The sequence below is a fragment of the Rhodococcus sp. KRD197 genome, assembly GCF_017168235.1.
GTDB lineage: Bacteria > Actinomycetota > Actinomycetes > Mycobacteriales > Mycobacteriaceae > Rhodococcoides.
The window spans coordinates 1-21,714 of record NZ_JABFAO010000009.1; the positions used below are offsets into that span (position 1 = coordinate 1).

Here is a 21,714-nt window from a genome sequence, read left to right on the forward strand (position 1 = left end):
CAGAGTTACGGCGGCCATAGCGGAGGGGAAACGCCCGGTCCCATTCCGAACCCGGAAGCTAAGCCCTCCAGCGCCGATGGTACTGCACTCGACAGGGTGTGGGAGAGTAGGACACCGCCGAACACAATTTAAGAAAAAGGGGACCCACCTTGGTGGGTCCCCTTTTTTGCGTTTTCTACCAGGTATCTGGAATCAGGTAGAACGAACGAGATACGGCTTCCCGAATTGTGTCGCCACTCCCTCCGAGAACAAGACCGAGTCAGGTTGCCTGTCCGCAACTCCGGGGAGGCCCGCCGCCTCGATGAGGCGGTCGGAGCAATGAGTTGATTCAGCGCCCGTGAGTTTCCAGCGACGGTGGACGTTCGGCACGTAGAGGAGTCGGCCGGCGAAAATTGTGTGCAAACCCCAACGGGCTGTGAGGAACTGAGCAAGTGGATCGTCGGACATATCGGTGGTTCCCCGAATGATTCCGAAGTCGGTCGTGGCACCACGGTGTGGAGGGGCGAGGCGTCTGCTGCGGTAGCTGATCGCATCATCGCGCACTTCTGCGGTTATCGAAGCCCAGCGATACGGAATTCGTGCGAGATTGGTCCCGATCACCACCGCGAGCCGGTTGGCCTCTAGTGAACGGAAGAACACGCCGCGCCGGCCGTCGGCATCTATCGAGTAGAGACGAACGTTGATCTCGTCGAAAGTTCCGAAGTAGGGGACAGGGCAGCCGTAGCCGAGTCCAGCGTCGACCATCTCGAAGCCGATCAGACCCACCCAGGACGAGCCGTCGAACTCGTCGGGCCGGCAACCAGCGGGGAGGAGCGGCGCGACTGCTTCACTGGGAACTCGCCAGTGCAGAAAGGCCAGGTTTTCCCACCTCTGGTCCATCAGGATCGGTCGCGGCAACTTCGGAGGTCGGGGCCACAGGCGTGGTCCATCGAGTCTGTCCACAGTTCGAGAGTAGGCGTGAATGGGCCGGGAAGGACGAACACGGTCCACAGCGGGCGTTGTGTCAGGTCGCGGTGAAGCGCGCATGAACCTCGGCCCGGAGCGTGATGTCCTGTGGACGCAGCTCGAAGCCCTCCTCCGCTCCCGCGAATGCACGAGCCGATGCAACGTAGCCCGACTGCGTGGGGCCCACGCCGAGCAGTCCGGGATCGGCGATGGACATCGCTGTGATTGCCGACCGTCCCACGCTCTGGGCATAGATGTCGGCCTTCTCGACGGCATCCTGCACAGCGAGAGTTCTGACCTCGCGGATCTTCGCTGCCTGGCTGTCCGCGGCAAGACCCCACTCGAAGTGCCCAACTTCTACGCCATCCAGTGCGGACACGGCATAGACGAAGGCATCGATGACGTCTATCTGACCGAACTCGACCATGATCGTCGCGACTGCCTGGTACACGTACGGCAGCTGCTCTCCTTCGTGGTTCGACGGACGGTGGCGCGAATGCCTGACCTGATCGAGCGCCCACGAATCGATCGGACCGTGCTCCGGATTGTAGAGCGGATCGATGAGTCGACTCAGCTCATCGACCAGGCGATGAGCGGGTTCCGCAGCGGCCTCCGCGGAGCGCCCATCCGACCGCACCGTGAGGGCGATAGTGCAACGCTCGGGCGCGAATGTCGCGCTGCCCTGACCGACGACCGTGATCTCGACGGTGTTCGATTCCATGGGTTCGAGTTTCGCACAAAGGTCGTCGCGACCGCGGCAAAGGCCGTGCCACTCGGCAGATCTGCCAGCATCACGATTCGTGCGGAATCGGGCGGTGTGCGAGCGCGATGACCTCCTCGGCGGTCAGCGGACTGCTCGGGTGGTAGCTCAGACAGAGAGGGGCCTGGATTTTGCTGAAGCCTTCCCCCTCCACAGCCGCGTAGAACTGGCCGGTCTTCAAACGACCGATATCGGTGGCCGAGCTGCCCTTTGCCCGTGCCATTTCCTTCGCTGCATCGATTTGCGCAGGGCTGTTGAGGAACCCGAAAAATTGAGTGGCAGCGTTTCCAGGAATCTTGTTGTTCAGTCCTTTCGGAGCTTGGGTTGCGAACACCAGTCCGAGACCGTACTTGCGTGCCTGGGATGCGAGCGCAAGGGTGCTTTGCGTACATGCAGTCATCGCCCCGGATGGCGCCAACGTTTGCGCCTCGTCCATAACGAACAGACCGCCGAGCGGTCGGTCACCCGCCGGGTTCTTCTTGACCCACGCGAATAACGCCATCTGCAGTTGGTTCACGAAACTCTGACGTTGTTCGTCGGACGGTAGGCCAACCATGCTGATCACCGATATGCGCGCGCGTTTGCCGGCCGATGGAGTGAGCAGCAATCCTGGGTCGACCGGAGTCCCCTCGCCCCCGAACATCGGGTCGTTCACCATTGAGGCGCGTAGGTTCTGGGCGATATCGGCTGCGATCTTCTCGGAGTTCTCGAGCCCGCTTATGTAGTCGGGAAGCTCGGACAGCAGGTCGATGAACTGAACGAGGCTGCTTCCTGAGTTGCTACCGAAGTGTTCCAGGGCCTGGCGAAGTACTGCCTGCGCTTGACTGGCCTTGGCAGTCTTACCGGCTATGAGGGCGCGCGGTGCCAGCGTTGCGACAGCAGAATCGATTGCTTCCCCGAACTCGTCAGGGAAATCCAGGACGCTCGTGAAGTCGGGCAGAGGTTGGAAACTGAGTGGCCGTCCGGCCGTCCGTCGAGGTGTCCAGATGACCACCTCGGTATTTGCGTGATACTCCGCAGCTCTGTGTGTCTCGGCGCTGTCCCAGTGCGCCGGCGGGGTCGGCCAAGTCGATCCAAGCCTGGCGAGGTCGTTGTTCGGGTCGAGCACGATCGCAGAAACTCCGCGTAGCGCACACTCCTCGACCAAACGCCGAATGAGGACAGTCTTGCCCGAGCCTGAGCCCGCGAAGATTGCCGTGTGCTTACGCAGCGCTTCGAGGTCGACATGGAGTTTCCCGTCGCTGTCGATCCGGTTTCCGAGCGGGACAGAATGTGGATCGACAAGTGGCTGGGGATCCGTCGAAGGTGCGGTGTCCTGCTGCGCACCGTTCGTCTCGGGCACCGCGGGGGTCTTGTCTGGCTGGGGATCCGGAACTGGGAACAGCCCCGAGCCAAGGTCGGTCTCGTCGCTCAACGCGTCGACGAGAACCTTGATCTGGTGAGCCGGACGTCGAGACGTCAGCCATGCATCGAGCTGCGGTGAGCCTTCGTCCAGCATGCCGATTAGTGCCGACAGTGACGCCAGTTCATCCTCGGACACACTCAGCGTGCGCCCGCCTGCCTGTTCGAAATCGTTGACCGCCTGGGCAGTTTTAGGGCCCTTCGACCACGGAACGTTTCGAATGACGAAGAGCTTGCGACGGGAAATCCCGGTGTGCAGTCCTGCAGTTGTACATGCGGCACGGAGGCGGTTCAGAACCGCAACTGCGCTTTCCGACGCGATGGCGCGGAAAGCCCAGTGCTGCTCGTCCTCGGTCGCAGGGTCGAGCTTCTGGCGCAGCCGTGCGTGTAGGGCAGGCTTCGCACTCGGCAGGTTGTCGAGCGAAAAGGCGTCGCCTATGCCGCCGAGTTCCTTAATCCATGCCGTGAGACCGGCTGAGAGCAGGGGCGGCATGAACTTGTCCTCGAACTTGTGGCTCGTAGGGAGGTTCGTATTCGCCTCCTTCTTCAACTCTTCGAACCTGATATCGAGAACAGCGAGCTCTGATTCGTCTTCTCTACCCTCATCTGTGTATCCGTGATCGCCGACGAGATCGGTGAGTTCCGAGACTGTGCCTGTCTCCAAACAGCGGCGGATGTGCTTGTCCACATTGATCATCAGTTGCCGCGGTGTTATGCCCTCGGCCGCGGCGAACGCGCTTTTCGAGACAGGCCAGGTCGGATGAGGTGGCTCGAAGCCGACCGAACCGTACTTGGCCTGAAAACGTCTGGTCAGGATGTCCTCGGCTATGGAGCCTCTCGGGAGTCCCTTCAGTACAGGCGTGAGTCGAAAACGGTCGCTGACGGTACGGCTGGCACGATCTTGGATCAACTCCCACACGCTCGGCAGGCACGCCACGACCGAAGCTGTACGTCCCAAGTTTTCGCGAAGGGCCATCAACCCGTGGGCGACCTGTTCGATGACGAGATTGTCCGAGGATTCGATGTCGCTCGGTGCGTTGGTTGCGGAACGGGACTGCGCGAGCAGGGTATCGATCTGGTCCACGGCAAGTACCGACGGGCCCGTAGCTGCGAGCAGCCGCGAAATATCTCTCACCACCTGTTGGGGCGTCAGCACCGCTTGCTGGATTCCCCAGTGTTCCCGAGATCCCGTCTGTGCTTCATCGATCGATTGAAGGAACGCATTGCCGACGTCCAGCACGCTCAAATCTGTTGTGGCATAGAGCGTCAGTGCGCGCAGGGTCGACTGGCTTTGGTTGATCAGTCGCGGATGAACCGCGTGGACTGCGCTGACGAACTTGTCGAGCGTTTCGGGGGTGAGCTTGTCTTCGCCGATGATGGCTCGACGTTCCGCTCTGGTGATACGCGTGATCGACGCCAAGCGCCACAGAAACAATTTGAGCTGTGTGTCCTGTTCGGGTGCAGGTCGCGTGAGATCGTCCAGCATCCCGACCAGTGTCGTCTGCCAGAAGGTCGTCGCGTCGAGCAAACCGATCAGGAAGAAGTACCCGCCGCTCGCTTGAACTCGTTCACGTACCTGACCGAGCAAGTGCGTCTTTCCGGACCCCGCGGTGCCGCGAAGTGCGACACCGATCGGACTTGCGTCAGCGCTGGCTTCTGCGTCGTCGAATGCCTCGAGAACCAGGTTCAATGCGGTGTCGTGAAGCGAGTGCGCATGGAGTTCGGATTGCGAACGCCAGACGTCGTCGGGCGTGGGAGCCCAGTTGAGTCGTATCGACCGCAGCGCCTTGCGCTCGAGGTCCTTCATCATCCCTCGATTGCGATCAGGTGGACTGGCTGGCCGGCGATCGTGATGGCGGAACTTCGAACGGAGTCCTCCAACGCCTTCTGGTTCTCCTCCGCTATCAGACTGACGTCATCGATCCTGTACATCTCGCCAAGCGCTCTGTCCAGCTTCGGTTTCGGTACGCCGGGTAGGGCTGAACGAATGTCTCGGATGGTGACCCAGGCGCCCTTTCTGGGAGCAAGGTCGGCGTACGCCGTACGGACAAGAGTCTCGATGCTTGTGCCTACGGGGGCGGCAACCGTTGCAGCAGGAGTCAAGATCTCGGTGCTGTCAGGGGCCGGTTCGTCGATGCGGAAAACGTCCGACGGGCGGAGGTCGCGTCTATCCAGGAATCGCTGGAGCCCCGCCAGGATTGTGTACGTTCCCTTGGCCTGCGGTGTTGCGCGCGGAGGTGGTCCGCTCTTGAGTTCCCGGGCGCATGCGGCCCAGCCCTTGTCGGTGAGGGAGTGGACCATCGGCTTCCTGCTGTAGTCCGTCTCAATCAATCGAAGGTTGTTCAGGCGTGTGCGATGATCCTTCTTCAATTCGGGACCGAGTTCTTTGAGACGAGTGTTCGACGTCTCTTCGGCCTGAGCCATGAGCACCAGGAGTATCAGCCTCTCGGTGCCGGTCAGTTCGTCACTCGCCACGGGGTGTCCCTTCGATTTGTGCAGTGCGGGCGGTCGACTCCCGCTTGATCTTGATGTACTTCTCGATTGCGGAGACTACAGCTGTCACGTCGTCGAGGATCTGTGCGTTGGTGAAGCGCAGCACCGCGTAGCCATCCAACTGCAGCACGACGTCGCGTTGGTGATCGCGCGCGAACTTGACCGGATGGCGATGTTCGTCGCCGTCGACTTCGACGACGCACTTTTCGCCTGGCCATCTGAGATCCACCACGATGCGTTCGTGCAGCGAGGTGGCCTGGAAGGGTTGATTCCACTCGCGGCCGGACGCCCACTCGCAGGTGGCAAGGACCTTTTCGAGCTTCTTCTCTGCTGTGCTGCCTGGATGGGGTTTACCTGCGAGAGCGGGAATGTGAATACGCTGGTCGGTGAACTTGGACGACTCAAGCACACGGTCGATCGATATGTCGACTACTCGGATGTGGTCCGAAATCATGTCATCGGGACTGACGATCCACACTGCGAACCCGCCACTGTTCGCCAGCCACATGCACCCGGCAATCAACTGCGAGTGTTGATAGCTACTCTGACCGGCCTCGACGCTCAGCACCAGCGCGACCGATCGACGGTGGTAGGTGTCAGCCAGCAGGCGTCGCAGACCCTCTGCTCGGGTTTGATCTATGAATTCTCGACCGATGGGCCTGCCGCGCAGTGCGGACTCCGTCATCGCGGTCACGAACGGACCGAAGTGCTCCGAGGTCGATGCCAGCTCGAGCGAGAGTCTTCGTGACGCGAGAAGGTCGAGACGGTTGGGGCCTTCTAAATAATCCCCGCCGGGAAGCCAGGTAGGAAAGGAATCACGAACAGCAGTTTCCAGGTTGTCGAGAACTGTGGTGACTACGCCGCGCTGCGATACGACATCGACGAGGTGGATCGTCGCCACGGCTGGCGCATCGTGTGGAAGAGGATCGAGAGAGACTGCGATGTGGTGGGCGTCGGCGCCGCGTAGCACCACTGCTCGACTGTCCGGCAGTCGCGCGTACCACGGCGTTTCGTGCCGTGTTTTCAACGAACCCTCCACGTCGAATTCGAAGCCGACATGCACGGGCACTGCCGAGTTCGATGCACGAACGTCTTGCTCAGATTGAACATCCCGATCATCTTGGCACGCTGGCTGACCCCGCGCAGGAAGCGAAGTGGGACCAAGGCGGCTCAACTGCATCGTTGCTGCACAGGGCCGTTCAAGTTCATTCATACGGATGACCAGGGCAGCGTCTTCCGCTGACCCTCCCGCCGAGATCGAAGTTGTGTCTCGAAAACGCCCGATTCCTGGTCGTAACCTCGATCTCGGCGGGAGGGGTGCAGCACAATGGCTCCATGACCACTGCGCCGCGCCGACGGTGGGTGCTGCATGTGGATCTGGACCAGTTCATCGCCGCGGTCGAGGTCCTTCGTCATCCGGAACTCGCGGGTAAGCCGATTGTCGTCGGGGGCAGGGGAGACCCGACCGAGCGAGGCGTGGTCTCGACGGCGTCGTACGAGGCACGAGAGTTCGGCGTCGGATCCGGGATGCCCCTGCGTGTTGCGGCGAAGAAGCTGCCAGATGCGATTTTTCTGCCCGTCGACGGTGATGCGTACAACGCGGCGTCGAACACCGTCATAGACGCCTTGCGCAGCCTGGACGTGGTGGTCGAGGTGATGGGCTGGGACGAGGCATTTCTCGGAGTCGAGACCGAGGATCCTGTGCGGTTCGCTCGGCGGGTACACGACACCGTCTTCGAGGCGTCGAGGTTGCACTGCTCGGTCGGTATCGGCGACAACAAGTTGCGGGCGAAGATCGCCACAGACTTCGGGAAGCCGCAGGGCATCTACACCCTCACGAAGGACAACTGGTTCGAGATCATGGGGGAGCGTTCGACCGATTCGCTGTGGGGTATCGGCAAGAAGACGGCCAAGAAGCTTGCATCGATCGGGATCGAGACGGTTGCGGAGTTGGCGGCCACGGACGATGAGGTGCTGGCCGCTGCTTTCGGACCGAAGACCGGCCCGTGGATTGCATCGAAGGGGCGCGGCGTCGACCTGTCGCCGGTATCCGCAGAGCCATGGGTGGCGCGCTCACACAGCCGCGAAACGACCTTTCAGAGCGACCTCGAAGACTGGAACGACGTCACTGAGGAAGTACGACGCCTCGCGATGCGGGTGCGGGAGGATCTTCTCGCCGAGGATCGCTGCGCAGTTCGAGTCACCCTCAAAGTGCGGTACGCGCCGTTCGAAACTCACACCACCACAGCGCCGCTGCCGGAGCCGACTTTCGATCCGGCGGTGATCTCCGATGCTGCCGTGGCACTGGTCGATCGGTTCGACCACTCACGCGCTGTCAGATTGATGGGGGTTCGGCTCGAAATGACCCCGCCGGATGCGAAGAACAGTGAGCAGGCTTAGCGGCGACGCCACTGTATTGCCGGGCAGGTGTCCATGATCATCGGCACGCCTGCAGCGATGGTTCGATCGAATGCGGCCTCGTCGATGACACCGAGTTGAAACCACACACCTTTGGCGCCGATGGCGACGGCTTCGTCGGCGAACTGGCCGGCGGAGTCGGACCTGCGAAACACATCGACGACGTCGATGGGAAACGGAACATCTTTCAGGCTGGCGTAGCCCTGTTCGCCGAGGACTGTCGGGGCGCTGGGATGAATGGGCACGATTTTCTTGCCGTGCTCCTGCAATACCGTAGCGATTTCGTAGGCGGTCTTGGAGGGGTCGCCCGATAGCCCTACGATCGCCCACGTGTCGAGTCGGTCGAGCATGAGGTTCACTGACTCGGGTTCCTGCCATGACGTCATATCTAAAAGCTACACCTGGCGTGCCGTCGTATCCCGTGTTCGCCACGAAGCCCACGCGTCGGTGCACCACAGAGCCCAGATGATCAGCAGCGGCTGAAACACCAGCCGTATCCCGCGGGCAGCGTCGGTGTCCAGTCCGAAAGCATCGGTGCCCGTGACGAACTGCGAGATGTTGCCGGGAAACACGGCGACGAAGAACGCGGCAACGACCCACCCCACCAAGGCCCGTCTGCGAACCCACAGGATGAGGGCAGCACCGAGGACGATCTCGACCACGCCGGATGTGAGCACCACGAAGTCCGTGTCGATCGGAACCCACGTCGGCACCTGCGCCTGAAACTCCGTCCGCGCCCAGAACAGGTGGCTCAGTCCCGCAAAGACCAGAAAAGACCCCAGGATGACGCGGGCGATGAGTTTCATTGCTCCATGGTTACACGTTGGCTGCTCGGCGCAAATGCTCTCAACTGCTCCATGACGAACGTGTGATCCTCGCGGTGCGGCAGACCGGATACTCCAACGAAACCGACGATCCCGACGCCAGTCACCTCGATCGGCACGACGCCGCCCGCCGCTGCAAACGTTTCCGTCGGCAGGTGTGCTTGAGTGTCGAAGTCGCGGCCGGTGGCAGTGAAGAACTCGACGATGCCGAGCGAGCTTCGGCCATAGCGTTTGGCGGCCTCCATCTTTCGCGACAGCCAGTGATCGCTTTCTGGATACGAACCCGGCAGCGCGGCGTGGAACGCACGTTGGTGACCGTGGACAATGCCGATCACCAAGGGCAGTTGCCGCTGCGCCGCCTCCTGCCGCATCTGGCAACCGAGGGCCCAGGCGTCGTCGTAGTCGAACCTGTCCAGGCGCACTTCCTGCTCGTCGGCGACAACCGCGTCGAGGGCGTTCATGCGGTTGAGGAGGCGAGCCAGATGTTCAGTTCGCCGTCGACGGCGTACTCGTCGATCTCGGCGAGCTCGTCCGCAGTGAATTCCGGGCGCTGCAACGCCAGCACGCTGTCGGCCAGCTGACTCGGCCTCGAAGCGCCCACGAGCACCGAGGACACCTGCGGCGTTCGCAGGACCCACGCCAGCGCCATCTGGGCGAGCGGCTGTCCGCGTCGCTCTGCGATCTTGTTCAACGCTGCGACGTTCTCCAGGTTCTTGTCCGACAGCATGCCGTCGCGGAGCGTCTTTCCCTGCGTCGCTCGCGATCCCTCGGGGATGCCGTTCAGATACTTGGTGGTAAGCAAGCCCTGGGCGAGTGCGGAGAATGCGATGCAGCCGATCCCTTCTGCTGCCAGCACGTCGAGCAGCGACGGAGTGCCGTCTTCCACCCACCGATTCAGGAGCGAGTACGACGGTTGATGGATGGCCAGAGGCGTCCCGAGCTCACGCAGCAGACCAGCGATTTCGACGGTACGCGCCGCGGAATACGACGAGATTCCTGCATACCTGGCTTTGCCGGAGCGCACCGCGGTGTCGAGTGCGCGCGCGGTCTCCTCGAGTGGTGTGTTGGGATCGAACCGGTGACTGTAGAAGATGTCGACGTAGTCGAGTCGCAGGCTCTTCAGCGAGTGCTCGAGACTGCCCAGCAGGTACTTGGAACCGCCACCGCGACCGTAGGGTCCGGGGAAAAAGTCGTAGCCGGCTTTGGTCGAGATGACGATTTCGTCGCGCAGGTTCGAAAAGTCCTCCGCGAGAATCCGTCCGACGTTCTTCTCGGCCGACCCCATCGGGGGTCCGTAGCCGTTGGCAAGGTCGAAGTGTGTGATTCCGAGATCGAAGGCTGCGCGGACGATGTCGCGCTGCTTCTGGATGGGGGTGTCGTCGCCGAAGTTGTGCCACATTCCGAGCGATACCGCTGGTAGCAGCAATCCGGATGTGCCGACGGGACGGTAGTCCATCGAGTCGTAGCGGGTGGGCGCCGGGGTGTAGGCGTCGTTCAGAAGAGAATGCATGGGTGAAGGCTCCTTATCGAGCTGCGAAGAGGTCTGTCAAGAGGTCGATTTGGGCGTTGTCTTCGAGTGCGGAACCGACGGCGACGACGCGGGCGCCTGCCGCGAGGAACTCGGGTGCGTTCCGTGCGTTCATACCGCCGGTAGCAACGAAGTTCATCGATGGGAATGGACCATGCATCGCGGAGAACCACCCCGCGCCCAGCACTGATGCCGGGAATGCTTTCACCCACCCGAGTCCGAGGGCCGCGGCCTGTTGGACGTCTGTGCCGGTCGCGACTCCCGGTAGATGCGGCATACCAGCGTTCATGCTGGCCAGCGCTACCGCTGGGTCGAATCCGGGTGCCACGGTGAACGAGGCGCCCGCTTCGCGTGCCTGCGTCACCAGTTCCGTTGTGACCACGGTGCCGGCGCCGACGGTCATGCCGCGGTCGGCTGCCGCTTTCGCGGTGGCGGTGAGCGCGTCGATCGCCGACGCGGATTGAATGGGTACTTCGATGCAGGTGATGCCTGCGTCCCATCCGCGTTGGGCGAGTTCGACGGTCCGGGCGGGGGCGAATCCGCGCAGAATTGCCATCACCGGGGCCCGAGAGAAAGCCTCGTCGAACCAGGAGTTCATGGTCTCCATCCGAGCTCCTTCGATACGTTGTCGGTCACTGCGCGTAGGTCGGGCAGCAACAGTTCGAGTGCCGTGAGATCCGCACGGCCCTTCAAGGCGGTCACCGAGACGGCTGCGACCACGCGATTGCTCGCGTCCCGCACCGGCATCGCGACACAATTGACGTAGTCCTCGTATTCGGCGTCATCGACCGACCACCCACGTTCTGCAACGACAGCCAACTCGGCATCGAATCGGCTTCTCGAGGTGATGGTGGTGGGCGTATGCGAAACGAAGTCCGCTGCCTTCATTACGGAATCGACGACGTCGGGTGGCTGGAAAGCGAGAATTGCCTTGCTGACTCCGGCCGTGTGCAGGCACACGGGCGCACCGATCTGGGAGAACAGTTTGATCATTCCGGGTTGCTCGATTTTGTCGACGTACACGATCCGGCCACCTTCGAGTGCCGCGAGGTGGATGGTGTGCGAGCACTGTTCGCCCAATTTCACGAGATACGGGCGCGCGACGTTCGCGAAGTCGAACTGTTCCCGTGCCGCATTCGCCAGCCCGGCCAGCCGGTAGCCGACGCTGTACTTTCCGTCGCTGCGTTTGCGCGTCAAACCCGAATCGGTGAGAGTCTGCAGCACCCGAAGCGCGGTGGATCGGTGCACGTCGAGGTGCGAGGCGACCTCGCTCTGAGTGCGCGGCGCAATGGCCACGAACTCGAGAATTTCGATGGCGCGTTCTACGCTCTGCGACATTGACTGCTCCTTCGGTTCTTCACGCGCCGAGCTCGACTGCTGGGACGAAGTCGCTGGTGCTCGACAAGGCGCGGGCTGCGAGATCGTGGCCCATCGAGAGCCTCCCGTGGGCATCCTTGCCGTTCGCCATTCCTGAAAGGTAACCGGCTGCGAACGCGTCCCCGGCACCCACCACTTCGACGACATCGACGGAGCGGGCAGCGACGAAGCGAGTTCCTGACGCGCTGAACTCGGTGGCCCCGATGCCACCGTCCTTGACCACCAATGTTCCTGTGCTGTATTCCTCGTCGAGAATCAGAGCCGCGATGGATGCGGCGTCTGTGGTGGACCAGAGAGTGGCTGCCTCGTCCCGGCCGACGAAAACGATGTCCGCGCGTCGCGCGAGCTCGAGAAGCGCAGGCGCCGCTTGCTCGATCTCCCAGACGCCGGGACGGTAGTTCACGTCGAAGGAGATCGGTGTACTCGATGCTGCGCATCGATCGAACAGCGCGCGCATCATCTCGGCGCACGTGTCGGACAACCCGGCATTGATACCGGAGACGTGTACGAGCGAAACTTCCTGCAGCGGTAGTTCATCCAGTGTGGAGGGTGACATCTTCGAGGCCGCCGACCCGCGACGGTAGTAGTGCACCGTCGTCACGCCGTCGTCCGGGTCCTTGAAATAGACGCCGGTGGCGGCGTCCTCGCGCATTGTGACGAACGATGTGTCGACTCCGTGCGAGGCGATCTCGTCGACGATGCGGCGGCCGAGTGGATCGTTGCCGACGTAGCTGGCCCAGGCGACACTGTGTCCTTGTTCCACGAGGTAGAGCGCCACCGTGGATTCGGCACCGCCCATGTGCAACGTGAACAACTCGGCGCACGAGAGGGGCACCGCCTCGACCGGGGCGACGAGTGTCATTGTCTCCCCGATGCAGAGAAACTCAGGCATCGATCGTCCCCTTCGAACGTGTGCCGCGCCCCTTCCTCAGGGCCGCGCGGATGTGCGGACCGAGGATTGCGAGTGCGCTGAGGACGAGCAGGCCCACGGCGATACCGCTGGTGTAGATGCTGGCTGCGCCGTCGATCAGGAAAGCGCGACGGATATTGCTCTCCGCGAGGGGGCCGAGGATCAGGCCGAGGACGAGGGGGCCTGCTGGGAAACCGTTGCGGCGCATGACCAGTCCGAGGAGGCCGAAGACGAGCATGAGGCCGACGTCGAACGCGCTGTTCTGGACGGCGTACGTGCCGACCATGCAGAACGTGATGATGACCGCCCAAAGGTACTGCTGCGGGAGGTCGAGTAGCTTGACGACTCCGCGCATCCGGACGAGCGCGAGGGCGAGGGCGGCGAAGGTTGCCAACAGCATGATCGCGGCGATGCTGTAGACCAGGTCGGGCGATTCGACGAACAACGCTGGTCCCGGCTGCAGTCCCCAGATGACCATGGAACCGATCATCACAGCCATGACCGCGTCACCGGGAACGCCCAGCGCGAGTGTTGTGGTGACGGATCCGCCCATGGTGGCGGTGCTTGCCGTGTCGGCCGCTGCCAAACCTTCGAGTGATCCTTTGCCGAACTTTTCCGGCGTTTTCGATGCGCGCCTTGCCTGATCCCAGGACACGACGCCCGCGATGTCACCGCCGGCAGCCGGAACGACTCCGACGACGGCACCTACACCTGATCCGATGAGCGCAGGTTTGACGAGTTCGCGTCGTTCCGACCTGTTCGGCCACCACTTGCCGAGTTGGGTGATCGGTGCCGGTATGTGCGTCGGATGGCGGCTGATCATCTGGTTGAAGACCTCGGCGATGCCGAAAAGTCCGACTATCGCGGCAATGAACGGTATGCCGGAACTGAGTTCGTTCACACCGAAGGTGAAGCGTCCGTCGCCGGTGATCGGATCGCGGCCGATGGTACCGAGCAGCAACCCGAGGATGCCTGCGAAGAGGCCCTTCGCGATTCGTCCACCCGAGACGCCGATCATCATCGTCATTCCGAAGACCACGAGAGCGAACATTTCCGCCGGCCCGAACTCGAGGGCGACACTTGCGATGGGCTGCGCGGCGAAGACGAGGATGCAGATGCCGACTACGGACCCCACCGCCGAGACCAGCGCTGAGCTCGTCAATGCAATCCCGGCGCGGCCTTGCTTGGCCATGGGGAAGCCATCGAATGTCGTGGCGATCGACGCGGGCGTTCCCGGTGTGTTGATGAGGATTGCGGGCACCCGGTCACCGAACTGTGCGGCAACGTAGATGGACAGAAGTACCGACAAACCCTGGAGTGGTTCGAGTGTCAGGGTGAATCCTGCAGCAAGCGCGACGGCCATGGCTGCGGTGATGCCCGGAATGGCACCGACGAGCGTGCCGAGAAGTACCCCGATGATCAGGCACAGGCCGATACTGGGATCGAGGAGCGCATTGAGTCCCTCGGCGACGGCGTTCACAGCGGGACCCGCAGCAGCAAGCCGAAGACCGACCACAGCACGGCGGTGGTGACAACGGGAAAGAGTACGAGCGCCCTGATGCCGCGCCCACCGCCGATAGCGACGAGGCCCGCCAACAGCAGAACCGTGACGGCCCGGAAGTCGAAGTACTGCCAGGCGAGGCCATATGCCGCGATCATCGCCAACGTCGTCACCAGAACGACACTGCCGGACCTGGTGATCGGTGACTCCTCTGACGTGATTCGCTTCAGCACCGCCTGAACAACCAGGATCAGTCCGATGACGATTGCTGCAATCGACAACGCCGTCGGCCACCAGCGTGGTCCGAACGACTGACCGTCCCTACCGACCTCGATCGCATCGGCCGCGAAATAGACGACGATGCCGAAAGCGATGACGGCAATCCCTGTCGCAACTTCGTACACGCGACTGTTGGGTCGGGCCACGACATCCTCGTGGATGTCATCTGGGATCTGATCGGGGGTATTCACCTCTGGGAGATGCCGGGTAGTCATTGTTGCCCTGCCAGTTGTTCGAACCTGTCCGACTCCGATTCGACGAACGTGGTGGTCTCGTCGGCCGAGCGATACAGCGGTAGATTGCCGCCGGCCTCGATGAGATCGATGTATTCAGTTGTTGCCGAGGCTGATTCGATGGCATCCTCGAGTTTCGTCGCGACGGCGTCCGGCAGGCCGCTGGGTGCCGCGATCACGGCCCAACTGCCGATTACGACGTCGTGTCCCTGTTCGATGGCGGTCTGGACACCGGGTAGGGCTGGTGCGGGCTCCTCGGTGAAGACGGCAAGTACCCGCAGGCGTCCATCCGCGTGGGCCGGTGCCGTCTCGCCGATGCCGGCGACCACGGCGTCGACCTGAGATCCGATCGCCGCGGTGACGGCGGGTGCTCCGCCGTCGAAGGGGACGCCGGTGAACTCCACGTCTGCGACGCGGCCGAGTTCGAGTGCACCTGCTTCCCAGATCGAGCCGGGTCCGGCGTTGGAGATGGTCACGCCTCCGGGGTCTGCCTGCGCTGCTGCGATCAGGTCATCGAGCGTCTGAAAGGGGCTGTCGGCGGGTACGGCGATGGTCCCGGGCTGTGAGTTGACCTGTCCGAGGAAGTCGTAGGCGGCCGGGTCCGTCGAATATCCCTGGTGGCCGAGCAGGCTGACTTCGACGGGGAGAACACCGATGGTGTATCCGTCAGGATCCTGATCAGCGAGGTATTGCATGCCGATCGATCCGGCGCCGCCTGGTCTGTTCTCGACGACCACGCTGACGCCCAGCTCGGCCTCCATTTGTTGGCCGAGCGTGCGTGCGGTCAGGTCGGTTGCGCCGCCGGCGGCGGTAGGGGTCAGCAGGGTGATGTTCTGGTTCGGAAAGTCCTCGGCCGAGGATTCACCAGAAGCGCGATCGGCGCATCCGGCGACCGTTCCGGCCAGGATCGCCAGTGCTGCACCGGAGCCGACGAGTGCGCGGGATGGACGTGGAAGTGATGTGAACAAGGTAAGCCTCCGAGGTTATGTTGCACTGTGTGCAACACTGTTGCTCTCTGTGCACAAACAATAGCGCATGTGTGACCCGGGGCATAGTGGTTCTGAAATGTGATGTGCCGAATATGGAATGAAGGCAGCAATAAGGGGCCCCACCCGCCGGGTGGAGCCCCTTATCGAAATCTATCCCTGGCTGCCGGAGATGTTGACCAACCAGTTGATGCCGAATTTGTCGGTGAGCATGCCGAAGGTGTCGCCCCACGGTGCCTTGTTCAGGCCCATGGTGTTCTGCGCGTCGACGGCGAGTTTGTCCCAGTAGCCGGTGAGCTCGTCCTCGTCCTCGCCGCTCAACGAAACCGAGACGTTGTCGCCGACATTGAGGGCCATGCTTGCCGGGGTGTCAGCGGCCATGATCGTCAAACCCGACGGCGACTCGAGTTGGCTGTGCATGATCTGATCTTTTTCGGCGGGATCCTCGGTGGTGCCGAAATCTGCATAGGTGTTCATCGCGAGTTCACCCCCGAATACGCTCTGGTAGAACTCCATCGCTTCACGGGCGGTCCCGCGGAAATTCAGATACGGGTTGAGTCGGGTGGGCATGATCCGTCTCCTCGTCGGTTGGTGAGAGGTCAATCGTAAGGCGCCGCGACCGCCCCCGTCAGGAGTGCGGGACCACGATTCCCTCGCGCAGCAGGCGTCGGGCGACGACGATGGCACTGCCCTCGTCCAGACCGGTGAGATCGCCCACTCGGCAAGGCTTACCCGATCGAAGCCGAGCTACTGCGGCAGAGGCCTCGATCGGTAGTGAGACAGTCTTGGAACTCAGGGTCAGATGGACCCGGCTGTCGTCCTCCCTCACGTCCGCAGTGAGGCCTCGACGCCAGAGCACGATGCTGTCCGCGTCGAGTCCGGTCATGAACGAGACCGTATGCAGCGGGTTGACGGGCTCGGGGCGCGTGATCTCGACGAACCGTCGTCCCAGTCGTTCCGCGATGCGGCGTCTGGCCTCGGGGTCGTTCTTGATGTCGTGGAGCCTCGAGATGACCTCGTCGATGACGCGATCCACATGCGGAAGGACTGCATCGGGATCGGTCAGATCGAGGCCGGCGGGCAACGGCCGACGTAGCGCGGGATCGTCCTGCACGAGACCGAGGAGGTGATGCGCGACGTCGAAACGGTTGAAGGAGGCAACCCCGAGGGTGAGGTGAATCGTCGTCTCGCCCAATGCCTCGGCAGAGTGGATCCATCCGCGAGGAAGGTAGAGGCAGTCGCCCGGCGCCAGCACCGTGTCGAGGAAAGGTGTCTCGCGCGCGCGTTCTTCCACGGCGCTGCGGCGATCCGACCACGGCTGATTCGACAGCGGATGTGGGTGTACCGGCGGATGTAGGATCCAGCGTTTCTCGCCGCTGATCTGCAGCACGAACACGTCGTGCACGTCGTAGTGCGGGGAGAAGCCCTTCGATGAGGCCGGTGTGATGTACGCATTCACCTGAGCGGGGTGGCCGAGATCGTCGACGAGATCACGCACGAAGTCGATCAGCGGTGGCCACAGACGATGAAGTCCCTGAAGGACGAGGGTGTGACCGTCGGCGAAGGCCGACAGCACCGACGCGGAATCGAGTTGATCGGGCATCTCCGCCCCGAAACCACCGGACGCGGTGAACTCGTTCTTGTCCAGGAGCGCACCGTCCTTGGCCATGCGCGCGAACGGTGTGCGTACGCCGCGACGGGAGACGAGCTCATCGACCGAGGCGGGCGTCATGAGATCGTCGAACGCGCCGGGTAGCTCGCGCGCGCGAGACAGAAGAGGTGAGCGCCCCCAATGCTCCTCGGCGAGGACGCTGCTGTCGACGGAGATCAGACGAGCGAGCGCGGACCGGAAATCCGATCCGCGCTCGTCAGCTGCAGGCTTGCTCAAGCCGAGCCGTCCGCACCGCCGTCGTGGCCGCCGGGGTTGGATCCGCCGTCGGCAGGTCCTTCGCCCGGCTTTGCAGCGCCATCGGCGCCGCCGTCGTGGCCCTCGGGGTTGGATCCGCCGTCGGCAGGTCCTTCGCCCGGGCTCGCAGCGCCATCGGCGCCGCCGTCGTGGCCGCCGGGGTTGGATCCGCCGTCGGCAGGTCCTTCGCCGCCGCTCTTACCGGTTGTGGTGATGTCGTCATCGTTGATGCTCATCGAGTGCCTTTCCGTTTACGGGTCGAGGAACCTCACGGTCCGCGGACAGTATGGTCGCTACCGCCCGCTTCCAAACACTCTACGAGCGTCGCTCCCCGTCAAGCGCTCGCCGGAGTATTTGGGGGAGTGACTCGGACCGTCGCCGACGTGAATGTTGCAGCGACAGTCGCAATCGCAATAGCGAAGCAGGCCAGCGTGTACCAGAGATTCCCGATTGGATCGTTGTTGCCGGTGACGCCGTCGGTTGCGCTGAAGAAGTCGGGCAGTGCGCTGATCCAGAGCAATGCCATGATGCACAGGTACACCACGGCGTAGGCCTGCACGAACCGGTTCTGGTACACGGGTTCATCGGCGACTCCCCGCCGCAGCCGATTCCACTGTCGCGTCAACACGACGACTGCGACGATCGTGAGGATCAGCAGTTCTGCTGCGAAAAGGAAGCCCCGAATCGTGTCGCTTCCCATCCCGAGGACCGTCGCCGGAATCGGGAGAATGAACGTACCCAGCGACGCAAGAACACCGATCACTATCGTGCGCCACACCAACTGCAGACCATCGAAGCGCCTGCCCTCGTCGATGTGTCGACCGACGAACCACTGGACACAGAATGCGAGCGACATCGGCCACAGTGCGGCGAACACCACGACGCTCCCCAGCGGAACCGAATCGAACATGGGCTGGTTGAGTGGGTTCTCCGTCGCCCATGCCCACCATCTGAGCTGTGGCCCCAGATGATCGAAGATTTCGTAGAACGCATGATGCACGAACCCGACGCAGACTGCACCGACGAGTACACCGTATCGACGGAAGATGCCCAACATTTTCACGATCTCGAAGGCGATCGTGGCCATCAACGGGTAGATCGCAATGATGTACAACGGCAGTCGGCCCCACAGGAACTCCACTGTGAACACGTTGTGCGCGAACATCGTGTCGACGTGTTCGTCGATTCCGAACGCAGCCGGGAAATACAAGGGCGGTTCGATGATGAAAAGGTATGCGCAGGCACCGAACCACAGGACCAGGCTGGTGGGGTCGCCGTGCCGTCGGAGGCGCACGATGGCAAATACGAGCGCGAGCACAGCGCCCAGAATGATGGTGAGCTCGAGGACGGGAAGTGTCCAGTTCTCGAGCGCGAACGGGTTTCGGAACTCGACCAGTCCACCGGCTTCGGCACACGAGAAGCCGAGGGATGTGGCCAAGGAATCGAAGGTCGGTGCGCAATGATCTGCCATCTGTCTGCCCCTATTCCGACGCAGCGTTCTCGGCCGTGTACCACTGCGTGACGTCGTAGCCGTCGTCGAAGCGCTTGAACCACAAATCTGCGAGCTCGGGAAGCTTCTCGTGGTCCGGGTTGTGCTTCGGCAGCTGGCTGCGGACGACTCCCACCAACGCGGTGAGTTGCTCACCGATCGGCAGATGGTCGAATGCGCGCGGCATCGGGCCGTGGTCCTCGAAACTCACCAGCGGTGTCCATTTTTTCAGATGCTGTGCGCGTCGGTGCGATGCGAACATTGCGAGCGCATCGATCTTCCGCTCGTCCAGCGGGACGTGCTGATTGAAGCCCTCGCACGCAATCTTGATGACATGCAGAACGTGCCGAAATATCGACGGCGCCATACGCATTCGGTAGACGTCGCTTCCGACGATGGAACTGAAGATTTTCAGCGCCGAGCTTCGATGCTCTACCTCCTCGACGAAGTGCCAGATGAACAACGACGCGACTCTGTCGTCTCCAGGCTGGAACAGCGTCGAATCGTTGTCGAGCATCAACTTGAAGACCGGGGTGAACGTTGCTTCGAGGTCGGCGGTGTAGGCGAGCCGGTACTTCAGCGAGGTCTCCGCGGTGAGCTTGTCGTAAGCACCGATGACGTCGTCGAGCGTTTCCTGGAGTTGTGGATATGCCTTGATCAAGCCTTTTGCGTGCTGACGATGGGCGCTCGAATGCTGCCCCTCCTGACGTACGAACGCGATTGCCTCCTCGGCGATCGCGGGGTCGGTGATGTGGGGCTTGGCCTCGCTGATCATCTGCACGATCATCTTTTCGAAGCCGATCGCCAAGAACGAGACCGCGTTGGCCATGCTCGAAAAGGCGGGATTCTCTTCGTTCCAGAGGAACGGCACGTCATAGTCGGCGAAGGCGAAGCGCATCTTGCGCACATGTAGATCGGTCACCGTCGATACCTCGTTCTCGGGAAGCGAATGCGATTCGGCTGAGCTGGGCTGGTCGAGCGTGCGAATGATGCAACCATACACATTGCTGTCACTTTGTATGATCGTTTCGGGGCATCTCTCGATCAGATGCCCGTGGTAGCGTCGAAAACCCTTCGAGCGAGGAAGCGGGACGTGGCGCGACGACGCGGATGGAACGGCAGTCCACCGGACACCGATGACGAGGCGGCCCGGCGAATTGTCGCCGCGGCAGTAGATCTGATCGCAGTGACGGGATCAGCTGTGAGCATTGCCGACGTCGCGGAATCGCTCGGCGTCATCCGGCAGACGGTGTATCGCTATTTTCCCAGCGCCGAGGCTCTGTTGAGAGCGGCGGCCATTGCGTCGGTCGACGGATTTCTCGAAAGACTGTCGATCCACGTGAAAGGCATCGGAGACCCGGTCGAGGCGATGACCGAGGGAGTGGTCTACACGCTCGCGGAAGTACGTCGAACCCCACATCTGGGCATACTGCTCACTGGCACTCACTCGAACGTCCATCCCGAAGGACTCACCTCCCACGAAGCGCGTGCATTCGGTCTGACAATGATCAGGCGCTTCGACGTCGACTGGGAGTCGTACGGGTACGACGGTGCATCCCTGCAGGAGCTCGTCGAATACGTCCTCCGAACGATGCAATCGTTCTTCGCTTCCCCTGGTAATCCTCCGCGGGACGACGATGATCTACGCAGATTTCTCCGCCGCTGGATGGGATCGGCCATCATCGCTCAAGAAAGACCTCAGTAGGCGGCCTAGGCTTCGCTCCATGACGACATCGCCGAAGCGGCCGCCTCAACTGGATTCTCCGCTCGTACCGAAGGTGCTCAAGTATGCGTCTCGGGCGCAGGTCTGGCTGTATCAGCGCACCGGCGGGCGAGTTGGAGGGAAATGGCGAATCGGTAGCGGGTTCCGCAAGCCGGTGCCGGTTCTGTTGCTCGGTCACACGGGCCGGAAATCAGGCACGTCGTACACGACACCGCTGCTGTATCTCCGAGACGGCGACGACGTGGTCGTGGTGGCGTCACAAGGTGGTATGCCCAAGAATCCGCAGTGGTATCGGAATCTCGTCGATAACCCCGACACCTGGATTCAGGTCGGAAAGGATCGGTCCAATGTCCGTGCCCGTACGGCGTCGGCGGACGAGCGGGCGCGGTTGTGGCCCCAGCTGGTGCAGCTGTATGCCGACTTCGCGAACTATCAGTCCTGGACTGAGCGCGTGATACCGGTGGTCGTTCTCGAACCCCGAGGGGCGGTCGCGAGTTGAATGTGCGTTGCAGTTCCGAGCCGATCGAGTCCTGCCGGTAGCGTGCCAACGATGTATCGAGCCACGCTCCCGCTGACCCATCGTCCGGCCAGAGATGGTTCGGCCGTCGAGGCGGCACACGTCCCGGCGTACTTGGCGCTGGAGCTCGCGAGCCAGGCCTGGGCCGATGCGTTGAGCCACGCCAGTGCCGGGCGCTTCACGGCGATGGACGTGATGATCGTCAACGTCACGTCGAACTTCTCCCGCGAGCTCCTGGTGGGTGTCGCCGACGTCGAAGTCTCCGTAACGAAGGTCGGGCGGAGCTCGTTTTCCGTCGATGTTGCCATCGACCAACACGGTGAACGCGCCGCACTTGCGTCCTTCACCTTGGTTCGCGTCGTCGACGGTTCGGCCAGTGCGCTGACCGACGATCACCGTCGCGTTCTCGACACGCTGCGATAGT

Annotated in this window: 24 protein-coding genes and 1 rRNA gene; 5 read left to right on the forward strand and 20 right to left on the reverse strand. The window is 62.3% G+C overall.

The genetic code is table 11. The annotated features are described in order from the left end of the window. The first annotated feature begins 6 nt into the window (after positions 1–6). Positions 7–123: ribosomal RNA gene (gene rrf, locus J1M86_RS13740) — 5S ribosomal RNA — on the forward strand. Positions 124–192: 69 nt separating this feature from the next. Here the strand turns inward: rrf and J1M86_RS13745 are convergent. The 5 genes from J1M86_RS13745 to J1M86_RS13765 all read right to left on the reverse strand — a co-directional run bounded on the left by J1M86_RS13745 (position 193) and on the right by J1M86_RS13765 (position 6,626). After that, the gene (locus J1M86_RS13745) at positions 193–942 is read right to left on the reverse strand and encodes a DUF2071 domain-containing protein (RefSeq protein ID WP_307786634.1); all 750 of its coding nucleotides are present in this window, start codon (positions 940–942) and stop codon (positions 193–195) included. Between the two features lie 61 nt (positions 943–1,003). After that, positions 1,004–1,666, reverse strand: a complete 663-nt coding sequence (locus J1M86_RS13750; RefSeq protein WP_075837902.1) for an SIMPL domain-containing protein — start codon at positions 1,664–1,666, stop codon at positions 1,004–1,006. A 70-nt stretch (positions 1,667–1,736) separates the two neighbouring features. Beyond that, positions 1,737–4,913, reverse strand: coding sequence for a DUF87 domain-containing protein (locus tag J1M86_RS13755; RefSeq protein ID WP_075838021.1), 3,177 nt, complete (start codon positions 4,911–4,913; stop codon positions 1,737–1,739). After that, positions 4,913–5,581: a hypothetical protein gene (locus J1M86_RS13760; protein ID WP_206510290.1), complete on the reverse strand. Its 669-nt coding sequence runs from the start codon at positions 5,579–5,581 to the stop codon at positions 4,913–4,915. The genes J1M86_RS13755 and J1M86_RS13760 overlap by 1 nt, the downstream gene beginning before the upstream one ends. After that, positions 5,571–6,626 (reverse strand): endonuclease domain-containing protein, encoded by a 1,056-nt coding sequence (locus tag J1M86_RS13765; RefSeq protein ID WP_206510291.1) that lies wholly within the window; start codon positions 6,624–6,626, stop codon positions 5,571–5,573. The genes J1M86_RS13760 and J1M86_RS13765 overlap by 11 nt, the downstream gene beginning before the upstream one ends. Positions 6,627–6,934: 308 nt before the next feature. On the opposite strand from J1M86_RS13765, the gene J1M86_RS13770 reads away from it, so the two are divergent. Continuing rightward, complete coding sequence (locus J1M86_RS13770) at positions 6,935–7,999, forward strand: DNA polymerase IV (RefSeq protein ID WP_206510292.1); 1,065 nt, start codon at positions 6,935–6,937, stop codon at positions 7,997–7,999. On the opposite strand, the gene J1M86_RS13775 is transcribed toward J1M86_RS13770, so the two are convergent. From J1M86_RS13775 to J1M86_RS13845, 15 genes are all read right to left on the reverse strand, one after another. After that, complete coding sequence (locus J1M86_RS13775; RefSeq protein ID WP_206510293.1) at positions 7,996–8,403, reverse strand: CoA-binding protein; 408 nt, start codon at positions 8,401–8,403, stop codon at positions 7,996–7,998. The genes J1M86_RS13770 and J1M86_RS13775 overlap by 4 nt on opposite strands. A gap of 9 nt (positions 8,404–8,412) precedes the next feature. Next, positions 8,413–8,823 (reverse strand): DoxX family membrane protein, encoded by a 411-nt coding sequence (locus J1M86_RS13780; protein ID WP_075837905.1) that lies wholly within the window; start codon positions 8,821–8,823, stop codon positions 8,413–8,415. Beyond that, positions 8,820–9,302 (reverse strand): heme-degrading domain-containing protein, encoded by a 483-nt coding sequence (locus J1M86_RS13785; protein WP_230557122.1) that lies wholly within the window; start codon positions 9,300–9,302, stop codon positions 8,820–8,822. The genes J1M86_RS13780 and J1M86_RS13785 overlap by 4 nt, the downstream gene beginning before the upstream one ends. Beyond that, positions 9,299–10,351 carry an L-glyceraldehyde 3-phosphate reductase gene (gene mgrA / locus J1M86_RS13790; protein WP_206510294.1) on the reverse strand — a complete coding sequence of 351 codons (1,053 nt, stop codon included), beginning with the start codon at positions 10,349–10,351 and terminating at the stop codon, positions 9,299–9,301. Before mgrA ends, J1M86_RS13785 begins: the two co-directional genes overlap by 4 nt. Before the next feature lie 13 nt (positions 10,352–10,364). Next, positions 10,365–10,976 (reverse strand): bifunctional 4-hydroxy-2-oxoglutarate aldolase/2-dehydro-3-deoxy-phosphogluconate aldolase, encoded by a 612-nt coding sequence (locus tag J1M86_RS13795; RefSeq protein ID WP_206510295.1) that lies wholly within the window; start codon positions 10,974–10,976, stop codon positions 10,365–10,367. Then, positions 10,964–11,707 carry an IclR family transcriptional regulator gene (locus J1M86_RS13800; protein ID WP_206510296.1) on the reverse strand — a complete coding sequence of 248 codons (744 nt, stop codon included), beginning with the start codon at positions 11,705–11,707 and terminating at the stop codon, positions 10,964–10,966. Before J1M86_RS13800 ends, J1M86_RS13795 begins: the two co-directional genes overlap by 13 nt. 19 nt (positions 11,708–11,726) lie before the next feature. Then, positions 11,727–12,638, reverse strand: coding sequence for a sugar kinase (locus J1M86_RS13805; protein ID WP_206510297.1), 912 nt, complete (start codon positions 12,636–12,638; stop codon positions 11,727–11,729). Next, positions 12,631–14,136 carry a tripartite tricarboxylate transporter permease gene (locus J1M86_RS13810; RefSeq protein ID WP_206510298.1) on the reverse strand — a complete coding sequence of 502 codons (1,506 nt, stop codon included), beginning with the start codon at positions 14,134–14,136 and terminating at the stop codon, positions 12,631–12,633. The genes J1M86_RS13805 and J1M86_RS13810 overlap by 8 nt, the downstream gene beginning before the upstream one ends. Further along, positions 14,133–14,651 (reverse strand): tripartite tricarboxylate transporter TctB family protein, encoded by a 519-nt coding sequence (locus J1M86_RS13815; protein ID WP_206510299.1) that lies wholly within the window; start codon positions 14,649–14,651, stop codon positions 14,133–14,135. The genes J1M86_RS13810 and J1M86_RS13815 overlap by 4 nt, the downstream gene beginning before the upstream one ends. Continuing rightward, positions 14,648–15,637 carry a tripartite tricarboxylate transporter substrate binding protein gene (locus J1M86_RS13820; RefSeq protein ID WP_206510300.1) on the reverse strand — a complete coding sequence of 330 codons (990 nt, stop codon included), beginning with the start codon at positions 15,635–15,637 and terminating at the stop codon, positions 14,648–14,650. The genes J1M86_RS13815 and J1M86_RS13820 overlap by 4 nt, the downstream gene beginning before the upstream one ends. A 171-nt stretch (positions 15,638–15,808) precedes the next feature. Continuing rightward, positions 15,809–16,225: a VOC family protein gene (locus J1M86_RS13825; protein WP_075837909.1), complete on the reverse strand. Its 417-nt coding sequence runs from the start codon at positions 16,223–16,225 to the stop codon at positions 15,809–15,811. A 58-nt stretch (positions 16,226–16,283) separates the two neighbouring features. After that, a complete protein-coding gene (locus J1M86_RS13830) occupies positions 16,284–17,543 on the reverse strand; it encodes a cupin domain-containing protein (protein ID WP_206510301.1) in 1,260 nt (419 codons plus the stop codon). After that, the gene (locus J1M86_RS13835; RefSeq protein WP_206510302.1) at positions 17,540–17,797 is read right to left on the reverse strand and encodes a BatC protein; all 258 of its coding nucleotides are present in this window, start codon (positions 17,795–17,797) and stop codon (positions 17,540–17,542) included. Before J1M86_RS13835 ends, J1M86_RS13830 begins: the two co-directional genes overlap by 4 nt. 98 nt (positions 17,798–17,895) lie before the next feature. Further along, positions 17,896–19,032: a hypothetical protein gene (locus tag J1M86_RS13840; protein ID WP_206510303.1), complete on the reverse strand. Its 1,137-nt coding sequence runs from the start codon at positions 19,030–19,032 to the stop codon at positions 17,896–17,898. Between the two features lie 10 nt (positions 19,033–19,042). Then, positions 19,043–19,972 (reverse strand): metal-dependent hydrolase, encoded by a 930-nt coding sequence (locus tag J1M86_RS13845; protein ID WP_206510304.1) that lies wholly within the window; start codon positions 19,970–19,972, stop codon positions 19,043–19,045. 171 nt (positions 19,973–20,143) lie between these two features. On the opposite strand from J1M86_RS13845, the gene J1M86_RS13850 reads away from it, so the two are divergent. Genes J1M86_RS13850 through J1M86_RS13860 form a run of 3 tightly spaced genes read left to right on the forward strand, consistent with a single transcriptional unit; the run spans position 20,144 to position 21,713 of the window. Continuing rightward, positions 20,144–20,755 (forward strand): TetR/AcrR family transcriptional regulator, encoded by a 612-nt coding sequence (locus J1M86_RS13850; RefSeq protein ID WP_206510305.1) that lies wholly within the window; start codon positions 20,144–20,146, stop codon positions 20,753–20,755. Between the two features lie 19 nt (positions 20,756–20,774). After that, complete coding sequence (locus J1M86_RS13855) at positions 20,775–21,272, forward strand: nitroreductase family deazaflavin-dependent oxidoreductase (RefSeq protein ID WP_075837912.1); 498 nt, start codon at positions 20,775–20,777, stop codon at positions 21,270–21,272. Positions 21,273–21,323: 51 nt separating this feature from the next. Further along, a complete protein-coding gene (locus J1M86_RS13860) occupies positions 21,324–21,713 on the forward strand; it encodes a hotdog domain-containing protein (protein WP_206510306.1) in 390 nt (129 codons plus the stop codon). Position 21,714: the final 1 nt, after the last annotated feature.